Genomic DNA, 22,160 nt, shown 5'->3' on the forward strand with positions numbered 1-22,160 from the left:
TTTTTTGAAAAAAACTGATTTTATTTAAGGGCTTAGGGCAATTTGCGGACCAAGCGCCTTTGCCCTCACGCCTCGGCGTGCGAGAATGCGCGCACTTTTCTTCCCCCTCTCGATGGTTAATCACGCGTAATGACTGCACAACTTATCGACGGCAAATCAATCGCCGCCAGCCTGCGCCAGCAGATCGCCAAACGCGTCACCGAGCGTCGCGAGCAAGGCCTGCGCACGCCGGGCCTCGCGGTGATCCTGGTGGGCAGCGATCCTGCCTCTCAGGTTTATGTCTCGCACAAGCGTAAAGACTGTGAAGAGGTCGGCTTTATTTCCAAGGCCTACGACTTGCCCAGCGACACCACTCAACAGGCGCTTACCGACCTGATTGACGGCCTCAACGACGACCCGCGCATCGACGGCATCCTGCTGCAACTGCCACTGCCCGAACACCTGGACGCGTCCAAACTGCTCGAACGCATCCGCCCGGACAAAGACGTCGACGGCTTCCATCCTTATAACGTCGGTCGTCTGGCCCAGCGTATCCCGCTGCTGCGCCCGTGCACCCCGAAAGGCATCATGACGCTGCTCGAAAGCACCGGGGTCGACCTCTACGGTCTCGACGCGGTAGTGGTTGGCGCCTCGAATATCGTTGGTCGCCCGATGGCGATGGAGCTGTTGCTGGCCGGCTGCACCGTGACCGTTACCCACCGTTTCACCAAGGATCTGGCCGGCCATGTCGGTCGTGCCGACCTGGTCGTGGTCGCCGCCGGCAAGCCGGGCCTGGTGAAAGGTGAGTGGATCAAGCCAGGCGCCATCGTTATAGACGTGGGCATCAACCGTCAGGACGACGGCAAGCTGGTGGGCGACGTGGTGTATGACACCGCCCTGCCCCGCGCCGGCTGGATCACACCGGTACCGGGCGGCGTGGGTCCGATGACCCGCGCCTGCCTGCTGGAGAACACGCTGTACGCCGCAGAGACCCTGCACGGCTAATAACCTTGCGGACTGAAAAAGCCCTGCGTTATCGCGGGGCTTTTTATTGCCTGCTGAAAAACTGTTTTTTGTTATTTTTTAAGCACTTTCGTCTGGTTCTGGAAGAACATTCGACAGTTATCCATCCATACTCCTAGAATGTAACGTCATTTTTCTTACCAGCCGTTTCCCCAGCGGTCTTTCATTACTTTTTAGCGAGTTCACCCGCGTGAAAATTCGTCTTTCTCTCGTCAGTCTTTTTTTCGCTTTGACCGGCACATTCGCCCACGCCGCCGAAACCACCCAGGCCCCGCGTGACACTTCCAAACTGCAGATCGCTTCCGGCAGCGCCATGCTGGTGGACTTGCAAACCAACAAAGTCATCTATTCCAGCAACCCCGACGTGGTGGTGCCCATCGCCTCGGTGAGCAAGCTGATGACCGGCCTGATCGTGCTGGAAGCCAAGCAGAACATGGACGAGTACATCGATATCAACATCACCGACACGCCGGAGATGAAAGGCGTGTTCTCCCGCGTGAAGATCGGCAGCCAGATGCCGCGCAAGGAAATGCTGCTGATCGCCCTGATGTCCTCGGAAAACCGCGCCGCCGCGAGCCTGGCGCACCACTATCCGGGGGGTTACGCAGCCTTTATCGCGGCGATGAATGCCAAGGCCAAGGCGCTGGGCATGACCAGCACCCATTATGTGGAGCCCACCGGCCTGTCGATCCACAACGTGTCGACCGCCCGCGACCTGAGCAAGCTGCTGGCCGCCGCACGGCATTACCCGCTGCTCAGCCAGTTGAGCACCACCAAGGAAAAGACCGTGTCGTTCCGCAAGCCCAACTACACCCTGGGCTTCTCCAACACCGACCACCTGATCAACCGCGCCAATTGGGACATCAAGCTGACCAAGACCGGCTTCACCAATCAGGCCGGCCACTGCCTGGTACTGGTGACCAGCATGGGCAACCGCCCGGTGTCACTGGTGATCCTGGATGCGTTCGGCAAATTCACCCACTTTGCCGATGCCAGCCGTATTCGCAACTGGGTCGAGACCGGCAAGAGCGGTTCGGTGCCGGATGTGGCACTGCGCTACAAGGCTGACAAGAATCTGAAAAGTCGCCCGAATGCGGCGCACGTGCAGCGCTGAATAACGCAGCAGGCGCCAATGTGAAGCAGCTCCAACGGTGGGAGGGGGCTGGCTCCCCCCACCGTTATTTGCATGCCAACCGTCTATTTGTGTTCGGCCAACACTTTGAGCGCCTGGGCCGCTGCCTGCTCCTGCCCGGCCTGGGCGGTGGCATTGGCGGCGTCGCGCCAGCGCTGCGCATCGACATTCGCCGGCAACTGACTCGGGCGCTGGGTCAGGATTGCCCAACTCCCGGCGCTGTTCCATTTCGATTCGAAATCACTGAAGTCCATCAACAGGCGCCGGTTCATGCCCGAACGCAGCAACACCGTGCTCTTCTGCTGGTTGAAGCCGACCACCACCACGTACCGCGCGTCCGACCACAGCCCGCCACCCAGGCGCGCCATCACCGGGTAACCCGCCGCCACCTGCGCCAGCACCGCCGTCAGCCTGGCATCCAGCGGGTACACCATCAGCCCGTATTCACGCGTCAGCACCTGCATGTTGCGCGCAAGGTCCGCCTCGGCGCCGGGCAAGTGCAACGGTTTATCCAGCAGGCCCGGTGTCATGACAATGCCTTGTTGCGACAGCATGCTGGCTAATGCCGTGGGACCGCTTTGATAGGCCTCGCTGCGAAAGGTCGGCACGCCGTTGAGTTCGACGCGTTCCGGCAGGCCCGCGAGCTTCGAGGGGTGCGACGAACACGCCGCCAGCCCCAATGCACAGGCCAGCAACAAGGTGGGTTTCAGGTTCGAGGGTAAGCGCAATTTTCTACTCTCTTGTTCAACCGCCGATGAGGGCTCAAATCATAGCCCAATCACGCGCTCACCACGGCCGTGGTTATAGCAAACGAGTTGGACGCCATGACCATTGGTCAATAACAGGCAACCGCCACGTCGCTACACTGTCAACCAAGAAGACCGAGTGTGCCCCGTGCGGGCGAGAGGAGGCCGGAATGAGCCTTGTAACAACCATTGCGATGTTGATCTGCGGTTGGCTGGCGGTAGCCGCCGCCATGTTGTGGGGGGTATTGCGCATTGCCCGTCGGCACCATCACCCCCACGCCACCCCCGTAAAACCGCAAAAGGCGCGGTGCGCCACGCCTAGCCAGGCATGCAACTGAAGTCCTGAGTCGCCGCTACCTCCTTGCCGTGCCCATCCATCAGGGCTGCGCGCACGGCGGTGCCCAGGCTGGACTCCACCAACGTGTAGTGCTCACCCGCCTTGAAATGCCTGTACTCGACCCGGCCCTGGCAGTCCTGCTGATTGTCGTCGCCCGCCGGCTCCTCGAATAACGTCACGTCCAGCCGATGGTCCCCCGGTGTCACTTCGAAAAAGCGCCCGTCGTCCACGCGCTTGCCGTCCACCCGCTCGGCCATCAGGTCATTCGGCGTCTCTTCCTTCAGGCCGATCCACGCATCGCCCGGATCCGCCTTGGGGACAGGGCCCGCGCAGGCCGACAGCAATACGGCGACAACAGGAATCAAGTACAGCGTTTTCAATGACATGACAAAGCTCCGAAAAAGACAGTTGCGATGGGCAACAAGCTTGAAGAGCGGTCGTTCGCAGAACAAATGAATAGAGATGAAGCAATCTTAAGCCGCTGACTAAATCTTCCTTCATCTGGCTGAAAGGTGCGTGTTAGGTGGGTCGCCCAAGACTGCCGGGGTTTGCAATCCCGCCTTTTTGGAGAGTCACGCATGCTCGGGCTGGTAAAGACCGCACTGCACAAGCCGTACACCTTCATCGTGTTGGCCATCATCATTTGCATCATCGGGCCGATGGCGGCCCTGCGTACCCCCACCGATGTGTTCCCGGATATCGGCATCCCCGTGGTTGCGGTGGTATGGCAATACAACGGCCTGTCGCCGGACGCCATGGCCGGTCGGGTGATCTACACCTACGAACGCGCCTTGAGCACCACCGTCAACGACATCGAACATATCGAATCGCAATCGCTGCCCGGCATGGGCATCGTCAAGATTTTCTTCCAGCCCGGCGTGGATATCCGCACCGCCAACGCCCAGGTCACCGCCGTTTCGCAAACCGTGCTCAAGCAGATGCCACCGGGCATCACGCCGCCGCTGATCCTTAATTACAGCGCGTCCACGGTGCCGATCCTGCAAATGGCGTTTTCCAGCCCCAGTCTCTCGGAAGCGAAGATTCGCGACCTGGTGCAGAACAATATCCGCCTGCCCCTGAGCGCCCTGCCCGGCCTGGCCATGCCCACCCCCATGGGCGGCAGGCAGCGCCAGATCACCCTCGACCTGGACCCGCAGGCCCTGGCCGCCAAAGGCCTGTCGGCGCAGGACGTGGGCACGGCCCTGGCGCTGCAGAACCAGATCATCCCGGTGGGCACCGCCAAGCTTGGCCCCAACGAATACACGATCCTGCTCAACAACAGCCCCAAGGCCATCGACGAACTCAACGACCTGCCGATCAAGACCGTCGACGGCGCGCTGATCACCATCGGTCAGGTGGCCCATGTGCGCGACGGCTCGCCGCCGCAGACCAACATCGTGCGCGTCGACGGCCACCGCGCGGTGCTGATGCCGGCGCTGAAAAACGGCAGCATCTCGACCCTGTCGATCATCGACGGCATCCGCCAGATGCTGCCGCGCATCAACGAAACCCTGCCGCCGTCGCTGAAGACTTCGCTGCTGGGCGACGCCTCGGTGTTCGTCAAACAATCGGTGGGCAGCGTGGCCCGGGAAGGCATCATCGCTGCGCTGCTGACCAGCGCGATGATCCTGCTGTTCCTCGGCAGTTGGCGCTCCACGGTGATCATCGCCGCGTCGATTCCGCTGGCCGTGCTGTCGGCCATCGCGCTGCTCGCCGTCAGCGGGCAAACGCTCAACGTGATGACCCTCGGCGGGTTGGCGCTGGCGGTAGGGATTCTGGTGGACGACGCCACGGTGACCATCGAAAACATCAACTGGCACCTGGAACAGGGCAAGGCGGTGAAGACCGCGATCCTCGACGGCGCCGCGCAGATCGTCGGCCCGGCCTTCGTTTCGCTGCTGTGCATCTGCATCGTGTTTGTGCCGATGTTTCTGCTGCAAGGCATCGCCGGCTATCTGTTCCGGCCGATGGCGCTGGCGGTGATGTTCGCCATGGCCAGCTCGTTCATCCTCTCGCGCACTCTGGTGCCGACCCTGGCGATGTATTTGCTCAAGCCACACGCACCGGAGCCGGGCCCAGGCCAGCATCCGGAAGACGCCTTCATCAATCACCATGAGGGCGAGTATCACCCGCAGCCGCGCCATCGTGTGCTGCAATTGGTGGTGAATGTCCAGCAGGGCTTCGAGCGCCACTTCTCGAACCTGCGCGATACCTACCATGACCTGCTGAGGATCGCCCTGGGCCGACGCAAGCACTTTATCGCAGGCTTTCTCGCCTGCGTGCTGGCGTCGTTCCTGCTGCTGCCGAGCCTGGGCGAGGACTTCTTCCCCGCCACCGATGCCGGTGCCCTGGCGCTTCACGTGCGCCTGCCGCTGGGCACGCGCATCGAAGAAAGCGCGGCCGCGTTCGACCGCATTGAAGCGCGCATCCGCCAAGTGATCCCGGCCACGGAGCTGGACACTATCGTTGACAATATCGGCATACCGCTCAGCGGCATCGACATGGCCTACAGCAGCAGCGGCACCATCGGCCCGCAGGACGGCGATATTCAGGTCAGCCTGAAAAAGGATCACGCGCCCACCGCTGACTACGTCAAACAACTGCGCGAAGCCTTGCCGCAAAGCTTCCCCGGCAGCCAGTTCGCGTTCCTGCCTGCAGACATCAGCAGCCAGATCCTCAACTTCGGCACGCCGGCGCCCCTGGACATTAAAATCTCCGGGCGCAGCGATGCCGAAAACCGCGCCTATGCCGTGGCACTTGAGCGTCGCTTGCAGCATGTGCCGGGCATCGCCGACCTGCGCCTGCAGCAGTCCACCGGCTACCCGTCGTTGCAGGTGAATGTCGACCGCCTGCGCGCCAATGGCCTGGGCATCACGGAAAGGGACGTGACCAACAGCATGGTCGCATCGCTGGCCGGCAGCTCCCAGGTGGCGCCGACGTTCTGGCTCAATCCGGCCAATGGCGTGTCGTATTCGATTGTGGCGGCGACGCCGCAATACCGCCTCGACAGCTTGCCGGCGCTCGAAGCGCTGCCGGTGACCGGCGCCGACGGCCAGTCGCAGATCCTCGGCGGCGTTGCCAGCATTTCCCGCACCCACAGCCCGGCCGTGGTGACCCACTACAACATCCAGCCGACCCTGGACCTTTACGCCAACGTGCAGGGCCGTGACCTCGGCGGCGTCGCCCGTGACGTACAAACCGTACTGGACGACACCGCGCACCTGCGCCCCAAAGGCGCGACGATCAGCCTGCACGGGCAGATCGACGCACTGCACGAAGCCTTCACCGGCTTGAGCGTCGGCCTGCTCGGCGCAGTGCTGCTGATCTACTTGCTGATCGTGGTCAACTTCCAGTCCTGGGCCGACCCGTTCGTGATCATCACCGCCTTGCCGGCCGCGCTGGCCGGCATTGTGTGGATGCTGTTCCTCAGCGGCACATCGCTGTCGGTGCCGGCACTCACCGGCGCGATCCTGTGCATGGGCGTGGCCACTGCCAACTCGATCCTGGTGGTGAGCTTCTGCCGTGAGCGCCTGGCCGCCCATGGCGATGCGTTGAAGGCCGCGCTGGAGGCCGGCTACACACGCTTTCGTCCGGTGTGCATGACCGCCCTGGCAATGATCATCGGCATGTTGCCCCTGGCGCTTTCCCAGGAGCAAAACGCGCCCCTGGGCCGTGCCGTCATTGGCGGCCTGATCTTCGCCACCGTCGCCACCCTGTTATTCGTTCCCGTGGTTTTCAGCCTGGTCCACGGGCGCCACCCTACTCGCGCTACTGCCGGAGAAACCCCTCATGTCGTCTGATCACACCCCCTCGCGCAAGCGTTTGATGCTCCTGGGCGTCGGCGGCCTGACCCTGGCCGCCCTGCTGGTCGCCAACGGTTTGCATGCGCGCGCGCTGCACGCACGGTCGGTCAGCGCCTGGACCGAAACCGCCGCCATCGCGCAGGTAAGCGTGGTACAACCCGAACGCAGCGCCGCCGGCGACACCCTGCGCTTGCCCGCGCACCTGGAGGCCTGGAGCAAGGCGCCGATCCATGCGCGGGTCAGCGGCTATCTCAAGGACTGGAAAGTCGATATCGGCAGCCGGGTCAAGGCCGGGCAAGTGCTCGCCGACATCGACAGCCCGGACCTGGACCAGCAATTGGCGCAAACCCATGCGCGCCTGGTCCAGCAGCAAGCCAATGCACGCCTGGCGGCCACCACCGCGACGCGCTGGCAACACCTGCTGGCGAGCCATTCGGTGTCACGCCAGGAAGCCGACGAGAAAACCTCGGCTGCGGCTGCGGCCAAGGCCAACGCCGAAGCCGCCGCGGCCGACTATGCGCGACTGTGTGCACTGGAGCGCTACAAGACCCTGCGCGCGCCGTTCGCCGGCATCATCACCGCACGCAACACCGATATCGGCCAGTTGATCAAGGCCGATACCGACAGCAACCTGGCCTTGTTCAACCTCGCCGATACGCACCAATTGCGTCTGTATGTGCCGGTGCCGCAGAACTACGCGGCGGTTATCCATCCCGGCCTGCAAGCCGAACTGACGGTGCCCGAGCATCCCGGCGAACACTTCAACGCGCGCCTGATCGGCGATTCCACCGCCATCGACCGCCGCTCCGGTACGCTGCTCGCGCAGTTCGTCGTCGATAACCCCGGCGACACGTTGCTGCCCGGCGATTACGCCGAAGCCACCCTGCCGCTTCCGGCCGATACCCACGGCGTGAGCATCCCCGCCAGCGCGTTGATCTTCCGCGCCCAAGGCACTCAGGTGGCGCTGCTGGATGCGCAGAACCGTGTGCACTTGCAAGGCATTCATATCGGCCTCGACCTGGGCGCACGGCTGGTGATCGATCAAGGGCTCAACCCCGCCGACCGCGTGGTCGACAACCCGCCCGATGCCTTGCGCGAAGGCGATCCGGTGCAACTGGCCGCTGTCGCGGGAGGTGCGCATGCGGCGTGAATCAGTTGTGGCGTTGATGCTGCTGGCGTTGCAGGGTTGCTCGATGGCGCCGGCCTACAAGGTGCCGACGGTGGACCTGCCGGCGGATTACCGCGAGGGGCCGTGGCACAGCGCACAGCCGTCCGACCGAGTGACGCCGCAATGGTGGACGCTCTACAACGATGCGCGTCTTGATGACCTGCAGCAGCGACTGCTCCAGGCCAACCCGGACCTGGCGGCGGCGCTCGCGCATTTCGACGCGGCCCAGGCGTATGCCAGCCAGTTGCATGCCGGACTGTTCCCGCAGATCAGCGCCAGCGCACAGCCGCTGCGCCAGCGGCAGTCGGATTCGCGGCCGCTGCGCGGGGGTACGCAGCCGTCGCTGTACAACAGTGATACGGCCGGATTTTCCCTGAGCTACGACCTGGACCTGTGGGGCAAAATCCGCAACCAGGTGGCGGCGGGTGATGCCCAGGCGCAAGCGTCCGGGGATGAGCTGGCGATGGCACGCTTGAGCCTGCAGCAGCGGCTGGCGACCCTGTATGTGCAGCTCGACGGACTGGACGCGCAAAGCCGGATTCTGCAGCGTTCGCTGGATGACTTCAGCCAGGCGCTGCAACTGACGCGCAGTCGCTATGAAGGCCAGATCGCTTCAGAGCTGGACCTGACGCGCGCGCAAAGTCAGCTGGCAGAGGCCAGGGCGCAGCTGGATGAAGTGCGCGGCCAACGCAACCTTGCCGAACATGCCATCGGTGAGCTGGTGGGCGTGGCGGCGAGTGACTTTTCCTTGGCGCCCAGCCCGCATCTGCTCGCCCTGCCGCAGATTCCTGCGCAACTGCCCAGCCACCTGCTGCAACGTCGCCCCGACATTGCGGCAGCGGAGCGTCGCGTGTTTGCGGCCAACGCAACGATCGGCGTGGCCAGAGCGGCGTGGTACCCGGATTTCAGCCTGACCGGCTTGATCGGCGGACAGACCCAGGGCGTTGGCAACCTGCTGTCTGCCAGCAATCGTTATTGGGCGCTGGGACCGCTGGTGAACCTGCCGATCTTCGACGGCGGGCGCTTGAGCGCCAATGAGCGCCAGGCCAAAGCCGAGTTCGAAGAAGCTTCGGCGCAGTACCGCAGCCAGGTGCTGAAGGCTGTGCGCGAGGTGGAAGACAACCTGGCGCAACTGCGCGACTTGCAGCGCCAGGCCGAGGATGAACAGGCCGCGGCGGATGCGGCGCAGCACACCCAGGCGCTGGCCATCAACAGCTATCAGGCGGGCGCGGTGAGCTACCTGGATGTGGTGACCGCGCAGACTGCGGGATTGCAGGCCCAACGGGCGTTGCAGGCAGTGCAGACGCGGCAGTTACAGGCAAGTGTGGGGCTGCTGGCGGCGCTCGGAGGTGGTTGGGAACCCGGCACGTTTTAAGGGCCTACGCAGCGCCACATGTGGGAGGGGGCTTGCTCCGATTGCAGTAGGTCAGCCAATACAAGTGTGACTGACCCACCGCTATCGGGAGCAAGCCCCCTCCCACAAGCTTTGCGCCAGACACACTAGGTATGAACACCGCTGGATTCATGTGGGGCTTGCTTCTGATGGCAGCGGGTCAGCTGATGCAAGTGTCGCTGACCCACCGCTATCGGGAGCAAGCCCCCTCCCACAGGCTTTGCGCCAGACGCACTAGGTATGAACACTGCTGGATTCATGTGGAGCTTGCTTCTGATGGCAGCGGGTCTGTTGATGCAATGTGTCGCTGACCCACCGGCTCTGCGCCAGACACACTATGTATGAACACCGCTGGCCCCTGTGGGAGGGGGCTTGCTCCCGATGGCGCCCTTCCAGACACATCCTGCCAAAAGCTTGCCGATCAAGCTCAGCCACAGCACCTAGCCTCTCTTGAACACCCATGCAGAGAGGCCAGGGAATGCCTGATCTACCCGCGTCACACCGCCTGCACATCGGCCGATTCAGCGAGCCGAACCGCATCTACCTCATCACCACCAATACCCACGAACGCATCGCCATTTTCAGCGATTTCCAGTTGGGCCGGCTGGTTGTCCGGCAGATGCGGATCGCTCAGTTCCAAGGCCTGGCGAACTCCCTCGCCTGGGTGATCATGCCCGACCACTTTCACTGGATTATCGAGCTGCAAAAAGGCTCGCTGGCGGACCTGATGTGCCAGGTAAAATCCCAAAGCACCCGCACGGTTAACGGCGCGAGCGGGCGTAAGGGCCGGCTTTGGCAGGAGAGTTTCCATGACCGGGCGCTGCGCAAGCAGGATGACCTGCTGAAAATGGCGCGGTATGTGGTGGCCAATCCCCTGCGGGCCGGGCTGGTGCGCAGAATTGGCGACTACCCGCTGTGGGACGCGATATGGCTGTAGCGCCGCGAGCCCCCTTCCGCCTTTTTTAACTGCATTCCTGGCTTAAACACTAACTCCCACTCACAGCCTTATCCGAAACTTCGTACACTGCCCGCCCTACTCATTGATTGGTATTGCGCAATGTTGATCAAAAAAGCTCTCACCACCGTCGCGCTGCTGGCTTCTCTGCTGGGCGCTGCGTCAGCTTTCGCCCACGCACACTTGAAAAGCTCGGAGCCTGCGGCGGACAGCAGCGTCGCTGCGCCCAAGGATCTGCGCCTGACGTTTACCGAAGGCGTTGAAGCCACGTTCAGCAAAGTCTCACTGAGCAAGGACGGCACCGAAATCGCGATCAAAGGCCTGGAGACACTGGATAAAGACAAGAAGGTGTTGGTCGTGACACCCGCTGCGCCACTGGCGGCCGGTAACTACAAGGTGGTGTGGAACGCCGTCTCCGTCGACACCCACAAGAGCAACGGTGAATACAGCTTCAAGGTCGGCCAATAATCCATGGCGACGCTGCTGGTGCTGTGCCGTTTCGTGCATTTCATCGTCGTGTTGCTGATGTTCGGGGCCTGCGCGTTCAGGCCCTGGCTGCTGGGCACGCACGCGCAACCGGCGCTGGACCGGCAACTGCTGCGCATCACCCGTGGCCTGGCCTGGCTGGGGCTCGTTTCGGGCGTGGTGTGGTTGCTGTTGATCACCGCGAGCATGGCCGGTAACTGGGACGCGGCCCTGCAACCGGCGACAGTGCGACGGGTACTGGGCAAGACCTTCTTTGGCCAGGTGTGGGTGTGGCATCTGTTGCTGAACCTGCTGCTGGTGATCGCGCTGATCAAACCCTGGCCAGTGCTGCGCCTGGCGTTGCTCGCGTTGTTACTGGCGACCCTTGCACCCGTGGGCCACGGCGCAATGCTTGACGGCCTCAGCGGGCAGTTGCTGATCCTCAATCAGGTGGTGCACCTGGTGTGCGTCGGCGCCTGGCTCGGAGGTTTAATGTTGCTGGTGCTGATACTGCGCTCGCCAACGCCGGCACTGGAGCCGATCCTGCGGCGCTTCAGCGGCGTCGGTTATGGTCTGGTGGCCGGACTGCTGGTGACAGGTTTGATCAACGTGCGCGTACTGACCGGGCAACTGTGGCCGACACCGTTGTTCAGCGGGTTCGCGCTAATTTTGTTGATCAAGGTGCTGCTGGTACTCGGCATGCTGGGGTTGGCGCTGCTGAACCGTTTGCGTCTGGAGCACTGTGAGCAGCGCGTGAGCACGTTGAAAGCCAGTGTGACGCTGGAATGGTTACTCGGTGTTTCAGCAGTGGCAGCGGTTTCTCTATTGGGCACCCTTCCGCCAATGACCATGACGGGCTGACTTGACACGCCGTCCGACCTTGAAGGTGCTCACCTGGGTAGTTTATTCAGTCATCGTATAACTTCCGCTTGACACCCCCACCAAACCCCGCAAATATCCGCCCCAATGTTGTACGACAACGTATAACAAATAATAAAAACAACAAAAGAAAATGGGAGCTTCACTGTGAGTCAATTCGCCCGCAATTCCTCCTCGCACCTCGGTCTCATCAGCCTCGCCAGCCTTGCGTTTACCCTGCCCCTCGCCGCCCAGGCGGATGGGTTTCTCGACGATGCCAAGGCCTCGCTCAACCTGCGCAACGCCTACTTCAACCGCAATTTCACCAACCCGGCCAACCCCCAGGCCAAGGCTGAAGAGTGGACGCAGAACTTCATTCTTGACGCCAGGTCCGGCTTCACCCAGGGCACCGTAGGTTTCGGGCTGGATGTGCTGGGGCTGTACTCGCAGAAGCTCGACGGCGGCAAAGGCACCGCCGGCACGCAGCTGCTGCCGGTGCACAGCGACGGCCGCCCGGCGGATAACTTCGGGCGCCTGGGCGTGGCCCTGAAAACCCGGCTGTCGAAGACTGAACTGAAGGTCGGCGAATGGATGCCGGTGCTGCCGATTCTGCGCTCCGACGATGGCCGCTCCCTGCCGCAAACCTTTCGCGGCGGTCAGGTCACCTCCAACGAGATTGCCGGGCTGACCCTCTACGGCGGCCAGTTTCGCGGCAACAGCCCGCGCAACGATGCGAGCATGGAAGACATGTTCATGAACGGCAAAGCGGCGTTCACCTCCGACCGCTTCAACTTCGGCGGCGGCGAATACACCTTCAACGACAAGCGCACCCAGGTCGGCCTGTGGTACGCCGAACTCAGCGATATCTACCAGCAGCAATACCTCAACCTCACCCACAGCCAGCCCGTGGGCGACTGGACCCTGGGCGCCAATCTCGGTTTCTTCAACGGCAAGGAAGACGGCAGCGCCCTGGCCGGTGACCTGGACAACAAAACCGTCTCCGCGCTGTTCTCGGCCAGGTACCAGGGCCACACTTTCTACGTGGGCCTGCAGAAACTCACCGGCGACAGCGTGTGGATGCGCGTCAACGGCACCAGCGGCGGCACCCTGGCCAACGACAGCTACAACTCCAGCTACGACAACGCCAGGGAAAAATCCTGGCAGGTGCGGCATGACTTCAACTTCGTGGTGCTGGGCGTACCGGGGCTGACCTTGATGAACCGCTACATCAGCGGCAGCAACGTGCACACCGGGGCGATCACCGATGGCAAGGAATGGGGACGCGAGTCCGAGCTGGCCTACACCGTACAAAGCGGTGCGCTGAAGAACCTGAATGTGCGCTGGCGCAACTCAACCCTGCGTCGGGATTACAGCACCAACGAGTTCGATGAAAACCGGCTGTTTGTGAGCTATCCGATTTCCCTGCTGTAACACTCAATCTCCCACTCACCGGGATCCCCTGTGGGAGGGAGCAAGCCCCCTCCCACATTTTGATCCTCACTGTGCTTTCATTCTGTCTGCAAGAACGTTGACAAGCCGGTGAAACCCTAACAATACTTTGACAAAGTCATACGACAACTTACAACAATAAATGGAACGCCCATGACCACCTCCTCCGCCATTCCATTCAACCGCCTGCTGCTCACCGGCGCCGCCGGCGGCCTGGGCAAGGTACTGCGCGAGCGCATGCGCCCTTACGCCCAGGTGCTGCGCCTGTCGGACATCGCCGACATGGGCCCCGCCGCCGCCCACGAAGAAGTGCAGCCGTGCGATCTCGCCGACAAACAGGCCGTGCACCACCTGGTCGAAGGCGTCGACGCCATCCTGCATTTTGGCGGCGTGTCGGTTGAGCGTCCGTTCGAAGAAGTACTCGGCGCCAATATCAGCGGGATTTTCCATATCTACGAAGCCGCACGCCGCCATGGCGTCAAGCGCGTGATCTTCGCCAGCTCCAACCACGTGATCGGCTTCTACAAACAGGGCGAGCCACTCGACGCCCACTCACCCCGCCGCCCGGACAGCTACTACGGCCTGTCCAAGTCCTACGGCGAAGACATGGCCAGTTTCTACTTCGACCGCTACGGCATCGAGACCGTCAGCATCCGCATCGGCTCCTCATTCCCCGAACCGCAGAACCGCCGGATGATGCACACCTGGCTCAGCTTCGACGACCTCACCCAACTGCTCGAACGCGCGCTCTACACGCCAAACGTCGGCCACACCGTGGTGTACGGCATGTCGAACAACCTCGACACCTGGTGGGACAACCGCTACGCCGCGCACCTGGGCTTTGTTCCCAGGGACAGCTCCGAGGTGTTCCGCGCCCAGGTGGAAAAACAACCGCCCGTGCCTGCCGATGACCCGGCGGCGGTGTATCAGGGCGGCGCGTTCTGCGCGGCCGGGCCGTTCGGTGACTGAGTCTGCCTCCAACCCAGGGAGTGAGTGGCCATGACCGCTGAATTGATTGTCGACGCCCGAAATGCCGTGGGCGAATGCCCGGTGTGGGTGCCCGAGGAAAACGCTCTGTACTGGGTGGATATCCCCAACGGCAGCCTGCAGCGCTGGAGCGCCGGCAGCGGCCACATCGCCGCGTGGACAGCCCCGCAAATGCTCGCCTGCATTGCCCGCACCACCGCCGGCAATTGGGTGGCGGGCATGGAGTCGGGCTTTTTCCAGCTCACGCCTTACAACGATGGCAGCCTCGACACCACGCCACTGGCCGGCGTCGAGCACCCGCGCGACGACATGCGCCTCAATGACGGCCGCTGCGACCGCCAGGGCCGTTTCTGGGCCGGCAGCATGGTGCTGAACATGGGCTTGAACGCGGCCGAAGGCACGCTCTATCGCTATGCCAGCGGCGCCGCGCCGCATGCCCAGTTGAACGGTTTCATCACCCTCAACGGCCTGGCCTTCAGTCCCGATGGCCGCACGATGTACGCCTCGGACTCGCACCCGCTGGTGCAGCAGATCTGGGCCTTTGACTACGACACCGACAGCGGCACTCCGAGCAATCGCCGCGTGTTTGTCGACATGCATAAATTCCTCGGCCGCCCCGATGGCGCGGCAGTGGATGCCGACGGCTGCTACTGGATCTGCGCCAACGACGCCGGCCTGGTGCACCGTTTCACCCCCGACGGTCGCCTCGACCAGTCACTCACCGTACCGGTGAAAAAACCCACCATGTGCGCCTTCGGCGGCAGCCGTCTGGATACGTTGTTCGTCACCTCGATTCGCGATGACAACAGTGACCAGTCCCTGTCCGGCGGCGTGTTCGCCCTCAACCCCGGCGTCAAGGGACTGCCCGAACCGCGCTTCATCCTCTAGCTGCATCGCTGTGCCTTGAATACAAAAATAACAAGACAGGAGTGATACCCCCATGGACTTCAAACGCACGTTGCTCGTCGCCGCACTGTTCACCCTCAGCAGCGCCGCTCAGGCGCTGGAAATCAAATTCGCCGATATCCACCCCGACGGCTATCCCACCGTGGTGGCCGAAAAGAACATGGGCGCCGCGCTGACCAAAGAGAGCAACGGCGAACTGACCTTCAAGTTCTTCCCCGGCGGCGTACTGGGCTCCGAGAAAGAAGTGGTCGAACAGGCCCAGGTCGGCGCCGTGCAGATGACCCGCGTCAGCCTCGGCATCGTCGGCCCGGTGGTGCCGGCGGTGAACGTGTTCAACCTGCCGTTCGTGTTCCGCGACCAGGCGCACATGCGCAAGGTCATCGATGGCGAGATCGGCGACGAGATCCTCGCCACCATCACCGACTCCGAATTCGGCCTGGTGGCCCTGGCCTGGATGGACGGCGGCACGCGCAACCTCTACACCAAAAAGCCGGTGCGCAAAATCGAAGACCTCAAGGGCATGAAGATTCGCGTGCAGGGCAACCCGCTGTTCATCGACGCCTTCAACGCCATGGGCGCCAACGGCATCGCCATGGACACCGGCGAGATCTTCAGCGCCCTGCAGACCGGCGTGATCGACGGCGCGGAAAACAACCCGCCGACCCTGCTTGAACACAACCACTTCCAGAACGCCAAGTTCTACACCCTCACCGAACACCTGATCCTGCCCGAGCCCATCGTGATGTCGAAGATCACCTGGAACAAACTCACCCCCGCCCAGCAAGACATGGTGAAAAAAGCCGCCAAGGCCGCGCAGGCCGATGAGCGTGTGTTGTGGGACGCCAAATCCGCCAGCAGCGAAACCAGGCTCAAGGCTGCGGGCGTGGAGTTCATCAGCGTCGACAAAAAGCCCTTCTATGACGCCACCGCAGCAGTGCGCGCCAAGTACGGCGCGCCCTACGCTGACCTGATCAAGCGCATCGACGCGGTTCAATAACGCCCTCCTTCCTGACAAGGCCCGGCGCGGTCGGCACCGACGCGCCCGGTCACGGTGAACGCCATGAAGAATCTACTGCTGCGCTTCAATGACCGCCTCTACATGACCTGCATCTGGGTCGCCGGCCTCTCGGTGCTGGGGGTGGCGCTGATCATTCCGTGGGGCATCTTCGCCCGCTACATCCTCGGCACCGGCTCCAGCTGGCCGGAGCCCACCGCGATCCTGCTGATGCTGGTATTCACCTTCGTCGGCGCCGCCGCCAGCTACCGCGCCGGCGCGCACATGTCGGTGGCCATGGTCACCGACCGCCTGCCGCCCACCCAACGCCGCATCGTCGGCCTCCTCTCGCAACTGTTGATGGCGACCATCTGCCTGTTCATGACCATTTGGGGCAGCAAGCTGTGCCTGTCCACCTGGAACCAGTTCATGAGCGCCATCCCCACCCTGCGCGTGGGTATCACCTATATGCCGATCCCGATCGGCGGGCTGCTGACCCTGGTGTTCGTGCTGGAAAAACTCGTGCTGGGCGACCAGAGCCAACGGCGCGTGGTGCGCTTTGACCTGGTGGAAGAAAGCGAAGGAGCTGCCTGATATGGACGCATTGATTCTGCTCGGCAGCTTTATCGCCCTGATCCTGATCGGCATGCCGGTGGCCTACGCTCTGGGCTTGTCGGCGTTGATCGGCGCATGGTGGATCGACATTCCGTTCCAGGCCCTGATGATTCAGGTGGCCGGTGGGGTGAACAAGTTTTCGCTGATGGCGATTCCGTTCTTCGTACTCGCTGGGGCGATCATGGCCGAGGGCGGCATGTCGCGACGGCTGGTGGCGTTTGCCGGCGTACTGGTGGGTTTTGTGCGCGGCGGCCTGTCGCTGGTCAACATCATGGCCTCGACGTTTTTCGGCGCCATCTCCGGCTCGTCGGTGGCCGACACGGCCTCGGTGGGCTCGGTGCTGATCCCGGAAATGGAACGCCGTGGCTACCCCCGGGAGTTTGCAACGGCGGTCACCGTCAGCGGTTCGGTGCAGGCCCTGCTGACCCCGCCCAGCCACAACTCGGTGCTCTACTCCCTGGCGGCCGGCGGCACGGTATCGATTGCCTCGCTGTTCATGGCCGGCGTGGTGCCAGGGCTGCTGATGAGCGCATGCCTGATGGTGCTGTGCCTGATCTTCGCGAAAAAACGCAACTACCCCAAAGGCGACGTCATCCCCCTGAAGCAGGCACTGAAAATCGCCGCCGACGCGCTTTGGGGCCTGATGGCCATGGTGATCATCCTCGGCGGCATCCTCTCGGGCATTTTCACCGCCACCGAGTCGGCGGCGATTGCGGTGCTGTGGGCATTCTTCGTGACCATGTTCATCTACCGCGATTACAAATGGCGCGAGCTGCCCAAGCTGATGCACCGCACGGTGCGCACCATTTCCATTGTGATGATCCTGATCGCCTTCGCCGCCAGCTTCGGCTACATCATGACGCTGATGCAGATCCCGGCGAAGATCACCACGATGTTCCTGACCCTGTCGGACAACCGCTACGTGATCCTGATGTGCATCAACGCCATGCTGCTGTTGCTGGGCACGGTGATGGACATGGCGCCGCTGATCCTCATCCTCACGCCGATCCTGCTGCCGGTGATCGTCGGCATCGGTGTCGACCCGGTGCATTTCGGCATGATCATGCTGGTGAACCTCGGCATCGGCCTGATCACCCCGCCGGTGGGCGCGGTGCTGTTTGTCGGCGCGGCGGTGGGCAAGACCACCATCGAGAAAACCGTGAAGGCGCTGCTGCCGTTCTACGCGGTGCTGTTTCTGGTGCTGATGGCGGTGACCTACATCCCGGCGCTGTCGCTGTGGCTGCCAAGCGTGGTGCTGTAATGATTGAACTTGAAGATCGGCTGACCCGCCTCACCCTGTCCCCGGCAGTGGGTGGCAGCCTCGTCAACTGGACGGTGCGCGCCACCGGGCAGCCGCTGTTGCGACACAGCGATGAGCACGCGATCACTACCGGGTTGCCGGGCAAGCTGGGGTGCTATCCATTGGCGCCCTGGTCGAACCGGGTGGCCGAGGGCGGTTTTGCCAACCCCGAGGGCTGGCTGGCGTTGACGCCCAACAGCCTCACCGATCCCCTGCCGATTCATGGCTCGGCGTGGCAACAGGCCTGGCAGGTGGTGAGCCGGACAGCGGATGATGTGGTGCTGGCGGTGGTCTGTGAGACGCCGTTCGCTTATCGCGCCGAGCAGCGGTTTCGCTTGAGCGACGGTGAACTGAGTATTGCGCTGCGGGTGACTCATTTGGCTGCACAGCCGGCCTGGCACGGGTTGGGATTGCACCCCTACCTGCCCCGCAGGCCGGGCACGCGGTTGCAGGCCAAGGCGTCGCAGGTGTGGATGAGCGATGCGTCCAAATTACCCACGGCGTTGGCGCAGATACCCGAAGCGTGGGACTTTCGCCAACTCAAGGGCCTGCCGGAGGAGCCAGTGGATAACGGTTTTTGCCAGTGGGACGGGCACTGCCGGATCGAACAGCCGGAACTGGGCTATGCGCTGGAATGCCAGGCCACCGGGGCCGATTACTTCCTGCTGTATTGCCCTGCGGGGCTTGAGTTCTTTTGCATCGAGCCGGTGAGCCATCCGGTGAATGCCCACCACCTGCCCGGCCGACCCGGCTTGAAGCTGCTGGAACAACACCAGTCAACCCACCTCGATTTCACCTTGAAATACACGCCCCTGTAACACCAAAAAAATCTGTGGGAGGCTCCGCCAAGTCTTCGACTTAGCGCTGTCGCGCAGAAAACCGGGCCTCTGTGGCGAGCGGGCTTGCCCCGCGTTGGGCTGCGCAGCAGCCCCAAAACCATGTTCTGCGTAGTGTCAGGTACACCGCGTTTTCTTTGATTGGGGGCGCTTCGCGCCCCAACGCGGGGCTTGCCCCAACACTCGGCACCTCGCCTGGGCTCGGTGTGCCCGAACGCAGGCTTTGGAGCGTGTTTGACGGGGCGCCTAAGATCAAAAGCAAAAGCGCGGCGGCCTGAGAGCCGACCGGAATGGGGAATGTGAACGCGATCAAATGTGGGAGCTGGCTTGCCTGCGATAGCGGTGTATCAGGGCGGGCTGTTTTTCAGGCGGCCGGCGGTGTCGATACTGACCACCACCGACAACCCCGGCCGCAGCCGCTCACTCTCTGCCTGCCCCGGGTCCACGGTGATCCTCACCGGCACCCGCTGGGCGATCTTCACAAAGTTGCCAGTGGCGTTGTCCGCCTGCAACAGGCTGAACTCCGAGCCCGTCGCCGGCGAAATATGCTGCACCGTGCCATGAAACCTGCGGTGGTTCAGCGCATCCACGGTGAAGGTCACCGGCTGGCCGACCTGCACGTCGGCCATCTGGGTTTCTTTCATATTGGCGATCACCCACAGCTGATTGGGCACCAGCGCCATCAACTGCGCGCCTGAATTGACGTAGGCGCCCAGGCGCACACCGATCTGCCCCAACTGGCCGTCGCGGGGCGCGGTGATGCGCGTGTTGGCCAGGTCGATGCGCGCCAGCGCCACTGCGGCATCGGCGCTCGCCACCGCCGCTTCCAGCGAACCGCGATTGACGATCACCGTCTGCAGGTCCTGCCGCGCGATCTCCAGGTTGGCCTGGGCCTGGGCCACCGCCGCAACGGTTTGCGCCTGGGCGGCGCGGGCCACGTCCAGTTCGCGCCTGGACACCGAGCCGTCGCTGATCAGCTCTTCATTGCGGCGCAGGTCGGCGCTGCTTTTGCGCGCCTGCGCCTGGCTGTCCACCAGCGCGGCCTGGCGCAGCTTGATGGTGGCTTGCGCGCTGTTGCGCTGCTGCACCACGTTGGCCAACGCCGCCTTCTGCACCGCCCGTTGCGCCAGCGCCTGATCGAGGCGCTGCTGGTAGATGCGGTCGTCCAGGCGCACCAGCAGGTCGCCGGCCTTGACGTACTGGAAGTCCTGCACCGGCACCTCGAACACATAGCCGCTGAGCTGCGGGCCGATGATCGTCACCTGGCCGCGCACCAGGGCGTTCTCGGTGGTTTCCACCGCACTGCTGAACGGTGGCAACTGCCAGGCGTAGAGCACGATCAGCACGCCGACGATGGCAATCGCGGCAAAGCCCAGAGAAGAGATGATGCGCACCCGCAAGGAGCGCGGCTCGGTCGCCGTGGCGCCCGGCGGCGTGCTGCCTTCCGGCGTGGCAGCGATGGCATTGGTGGTTGTGGTGGTCGATTCGGTCATGAAGGTGCGCCGCTGGGTTGAACGGGAGGAGCTGCCTGGGTGGTGCTCATCAGCCACAGGCTGCGAATGAAGATCCAGCTCATGGTGAGGATCGCGATGATCGCGATCAGCATGAAGACATCGTTGTAGGCCATCACATTCGCCTCACGGGTCGCCGCCGTGGCGAGGCTGCGAATGCCCTGCAGGTTGCGCAGCTGCGGATCGGCAATCACCCCGCCATAGGCCGCCCCGCCGCTCTGCACCCGCGCCGCCACGCGCGGGTCGAGCAGGGTCAGGTGTTCGACGATCATGCTGGAATGATACTTCTCGCGCACGATCTGGAAGGTGCCGAGCAATGCCGCGCCGATCAGCCCGCCGAGGTTCTGGCAAATGCCGAACATCACCGAGAAGCTCACCAGGTTGCGCGGGTTGGCCAACACGTTTTTGGTGCCGAGCACCATGGTCGGCCCGAGGAAAAACGTGCCGCCGAAGCCCAGCAGGAACTGGCTGACATACAGGTTCTGCGGCCGGGTGAGGTTACTGGAAAAACTGTCCATGACGGAGCCGGTTGCCATCAGCGCCAGGGAGATCACCAGCGGCATCAGCAGGTGCGCCGGGTTGATCGTCAACGCACTGACCACCAGCCCCGCTAGCGCCCCGGCCAGCATCACCACGTACAGCGTGTGCATCTGCTCGTAGCTCATGTTGAGCATCTGCATGAAACCCACCGCGCCGGTGGACTGCTCCGACAGCACCATGCGAATCAGGATCACCGCCAGCGCCAGGCGAATCATCACCCCGCTGCCGAGCCAGCGCGTCATCAGCAGCGGGTTGGCGCGGTTATGCTCGATGGCAAGGCCCGCCATGATCAGCACCAGGGAACAGGCCGACGCCACACCGATCCACGGCGCCTCCAGCCACCAGTCGATACGCCCCAGGGACAGCACCGCGCAGAGCAAAGCCACGCCGGTGGCGAGGATGGCGAAGGTGAGAAAATCAAGTTTTTCAAAGGTCTTGAAGCGGTCGCCGGGCGGCAATTTGAGCAGGAACACACAACCCAGGCAGATCAGCGCCAGCCCCAGCTCAAACAGGTACAAGCCGCGCCACTCGGCAATCTGCAGCAAGTCTTCGGAGAACAACCGCGCCAACGGCAAGGCCAACTGCGCGGTGCCCAGCCCAAGCACCAGCGAGCGCAAGCGCCACTTGGCCGGGAAGGCCTGGATCATGTAGTACAAGCCCAACGAACTCAGCGCCGCCCCCACCATGCCATGGGCCGCCCGCACGGCGATGGCCGAGCTGAGGTCGTTCACGAATAAATGGCCGAAGGTCACCAGCACGTACAGCACCAGAAACACCTCGGTGAACGCACGCAGGCCGAACTGCTGGCGAAACTTCACCAGCAACAGGTTCATGCACACGTTGGTCATCACATAGGCGGCGGGCAGCCAGGCCATCTCTGCGGTGGTCGCCCCCAGCGCGCCTTGCAGGTATTGCAGGTTGGCGATGACCAGCGCGTTACCCAGCCCCCCGGTGATCGCCACCAGCGCACCGACCAGCGCGAACAGCCAGCGCTTGTGGGTGGGATGCAGCGGCGTCGACGGCGAGCCGGGCAAGGTCGGTCGCTCGTGAGGCTGCCAGGGGTGGGGGGTGTAGTTGTCCATTCGGTGACCTTGGTGAGCCGACGGGGAAGTCGGTGAAATCCATGCTCAGAGACAGTAAACGCGAGTGGAGTTCATCTTGCC

The 22,160-nt window shown here is 63.1% G+C and carries 20 protein-coding genes; 16 read left to right on the forward strand and 4 right to left on the reverse strand.

The window, feature by feature from the left end; translation table 11 throughout:
- Nucleotides 1-129 precede the first annotated feature (129 nt).
- On the forward strand, nt 130-984 hold the full coding sequence (gene folD / locus LUB09_RS14065) for a bifunctional methylenetetrahydrofolate dehydrogenase/methenyltetrahydrofolate cyclohydrolase FolD (protein ID WP_209983010.1): 855 nt from the start codon (nt 130-132) through the stop codon (nt 982-984).
- A 208-nt stretch (nt 985-1,192) separates the two neighbouring features.
- Nucleotides 1,193-2,116, forward strand: coding sequence for a D-alanyl-D-alanine endopeptidase (pbpG, locus tag LUB09_RS14070; RefSeq protein WP_209983012.1), 924 nt, complete (start codon nt 1,193-1,195; stop codon nt 2,114-2,116).
- Between the two features lie 83 nt (nt 2,117-2,199).
- On the opposite strand, the gene LUB09_RS14075 is transcribed toward pbpG, so the two are convergent.
- The gene (locus tag LUB09_RS14075) at nt 2,200-2,862 is read right to left on the reverse strand and encodes a peptidase C39 family protein (RefSeq protein ID WP_231422849.1); all 663 of its coding nucleotides are present in this window, start codon (nt 2,860-2,862) and stop codon (nt 2,200-2,202) included.
- Nucleotides 2,863-3,050: 188 nt separating this feature from the next.
- On the opposite strand from LUB09_RS14075, the gene LUB09_RS14080 reads away from it, so the two are divergent.
- The gene (locus tag LUB09_RS14080; RefSeq protein WP_163001008.1) at nt 3,051-3,218 is read left to right on the forward strand and encodes a hypothetical protein; all 168 of its coding nucleotides are present in this window, start codon (nt 3,051-3,053) and stop codon (nt 3,216-3,218) included.
- Here LUB09_RS14080 and LUB09_RS14085 read toward each other — a convergent pair.
- Nucleotides 3,199-3,603: a PA0061/PA0062 family lipoprotein gene (locus tag LUB09_RS14085; RefSeq protein WP_209983015.1), complete on the reverse strand. Its 405-nt coding sequence runs from the start codon at nt 3,601-3,603 to the stop codon at nt 3,199-3,201. The two genes, LUB09_RS14080 and LUB09_RS14085, sit on opposite strands and share 20 nt — an antisense overlap.
- A 192-nt stretch (nt 3,604-3,795) precedes the next feature.
- Here LUB09_RS14085 and LUB09_RS14090 point away from each other — a divergent pair, with 192 nt between their 5' ends.
- The 13 genes from LUB09_RS14090 (at nt 3,796) to LUB09_RS14150 (ending at nt 18,928) form a co-directional block, all read left to right on the forward strand.
- A complete protein-coding gene (locus LUB09_RS14090; RefSeq protein WP_231422850.1) occupies nt 3,796-7,017 on the forward strand; it encodes an efflux RND transporter permease subunit in 3,222 nt (1,073 codons plus the stop codon).
- Nucleotides 7,007-8,170 (forward strand): efflux RND transporter periplasmic adaptor subunit, encoded by a 1,164-nt coding sequence (locus tag LUB09_RS14095; protein WP_231422851.1) that lies wholly within the window; start codon nt 7,007-7,009, stop codon nt 8,168-8,170. Before LUB09_RS14090 ends, LUB09_RS14095 begins: the two co-directional genes overlap by 11 nt.
- Nucleotides 8,160-9,563, forward strand: coding sequence for an efflux transporter outer membrane subunit (locus LUB09_RS14100; protein WP_442964099.1), 1,404 nt, complete (start codon nt 8,160-8,162; stop codon nt 9,561-9,563). The genes LUB09_RS14095 and LUB09_RS14100 overlap by 11 nt, the downstream gene beginning before the upstream one ends.
- 496 nt (nt 9,564-10,059) lie before the next feature.
- Entirely contained in the window at nt 10,060-10,518 is a 459-nt protein-coding gene (locus LUB09_RS14105) for an REP-associated tyrosine transposase (RefSeq protein WP_231422852.1), read from the forward strand.
- A 120-nt stretch (nt 10,519-10,638) separates the two neighbouring features.
- On the forward strand, nt 10,639-11,004 hold the full coding sequence (gene copC, locus LUB09_RS14110; RefSeq protein ID WP_231422853.1) for a copper homeostasis periplasmic binding protein CopC: 366 nt from the start codon (nt 10,639-10,641) through the stop codon (nt 11,002-11,004).
- A 3-nt stretch (nt 11,005-11,007) separates the two neighbouring features.
- The gene (gene copD, locus LUB09_RS14115) at nt 11,008-11,862 is read left to right on the forward strand and encodes a copper homeostasis membrane protein CopD (protein WP_231422854.1); all 855 of its coding nucleotides are present in this window, start codon (nt 11,008-11,010) and stop codon (nt 11,860-11,862) included.
- Nucleotides 11,863-12,027: 165 nt separating this feature from the next.
- A complete protein-coding gene (locus LUB09_RS14120; protein WP_231422855.1) occupies nt 12,028-13,290 on the forward strand; it encodes an OprD family porin in 1,263 nt (420 codons plus the stop codon).
- A 171-nt stretch (nt 13,291-13,461) separates the two neighbouring features.
- On the forward strand, nt 13,462-14,277 hold the full coding sequence (locus LUB09_RS14125; protein WP_231422856.1) for an NAD-dependent epimerase/dehydratase family protein: 816 nt from the start codon (nt 13,462-13,464) through the stop codon (nt 14,275-14,277).
- A gap of 30 nt (nt 14,278-14,307) precedes the next feature.
- Nucleotides 14,308-15,183, forward strand: coding sequence for an SMP-30/gluconolactonase/LRE family protein (locus LUB09_RS14130; protein ID WP_231422857.1), 876 nt, complete (start codon nt 14,308-14,310; stop codon nt 15,181-15,183).
- Between the two features lie 52 nt (nt 15,184-15,235).
- Nucleotides 15,236-16,198, forward strand: a complete 963-nt coding sequence (locus LUB09_RS14135; protein WP_209983033.1) for a TRAP transporter substrate-binding protein — start codon at nt 15,236-15,238, stop codon at nt 16,196-16,198.
- A gap of 63 nt (nt 16,199-16,261) precedes the next feature.
- Nucleotides 16,262-16,789, forward strand: coding sequence for a TRAP transporter small permease (locus LUB09_RS14140; protein WP_209983035.1), 528 nt, complete (start codon nt 16,262-16,264; stop codon nt 16,787-16,789).
- Nucleotide 16,790: 1 nt separating this feature from the next.
- The gene (locus LUB09_RS14145) at nt 16,791-18,071 is read left to right on the forward strand and encodes a TRAP transporter large permease (RefSeq protein WP_209983037.1); all 1,281 of its coding nucleotides are present in this window, start codon (nt 16,791-16,793) and stop codon (nt 18,069-18,071) included.
- A complete protein-coding gene (locus LUB09_RS14150; protein ID WP_231422858.1) occupies nt 18,071-18,928 on the forward strand; it encodes an aldose 1-epimerase in 858 nt (285 codons plus the stop codon). The genes LUB09_RS14145 and LUB09_RS14150 overlap by 1 nt, the downstream gene beginning before the upstream one ends.
- Nucleotides 18,929-19,293: 365 nt before the next feature.
- On the opposite strand, the gene LUB09_RS14155 is transcribed toward LUB09_RS14150, so the two are convergent.
- Together LUB09_RS14155 and LUB09_RS14160 are read right to left on the reverse strand one after the other, a co-directional pair.
- Entirely contained in the window at nt 19,294-20,439 is a 1,146-nt protein-coding gene (locus LUB09_RS14155; RefSeq protein WP_209983041.1) for an HlyD family secretion protein, read from the reverse strand.
- Nucleotides 20,436-22,079, reverse strand: a complete 1,644-nt coding sequence (locus LUB09_RS14160; protein ID WP_057007614.1) for an MFS transporter — start codon at nt 22,077-22,079, stop codon at nt 20,436-20,438. Before LUB09_RS14160 ends, LUB09_RS14155 begins: the two co-directional genes overlap by 4 nt.
- Nucleotides 22,080-22,160 lie beyond the last annotated feature (81 nt).

Origin of the sequence: Pseudomonas sp. Leaf59 (assembly GCF_920984685.1) — a bacterium.
Classification (GTDB): Bacteria; Pseudomonadota; Gammaproteobacteria; order Pseudomonadales; family Pseudomonadaceae; genus Aquipseudomonas.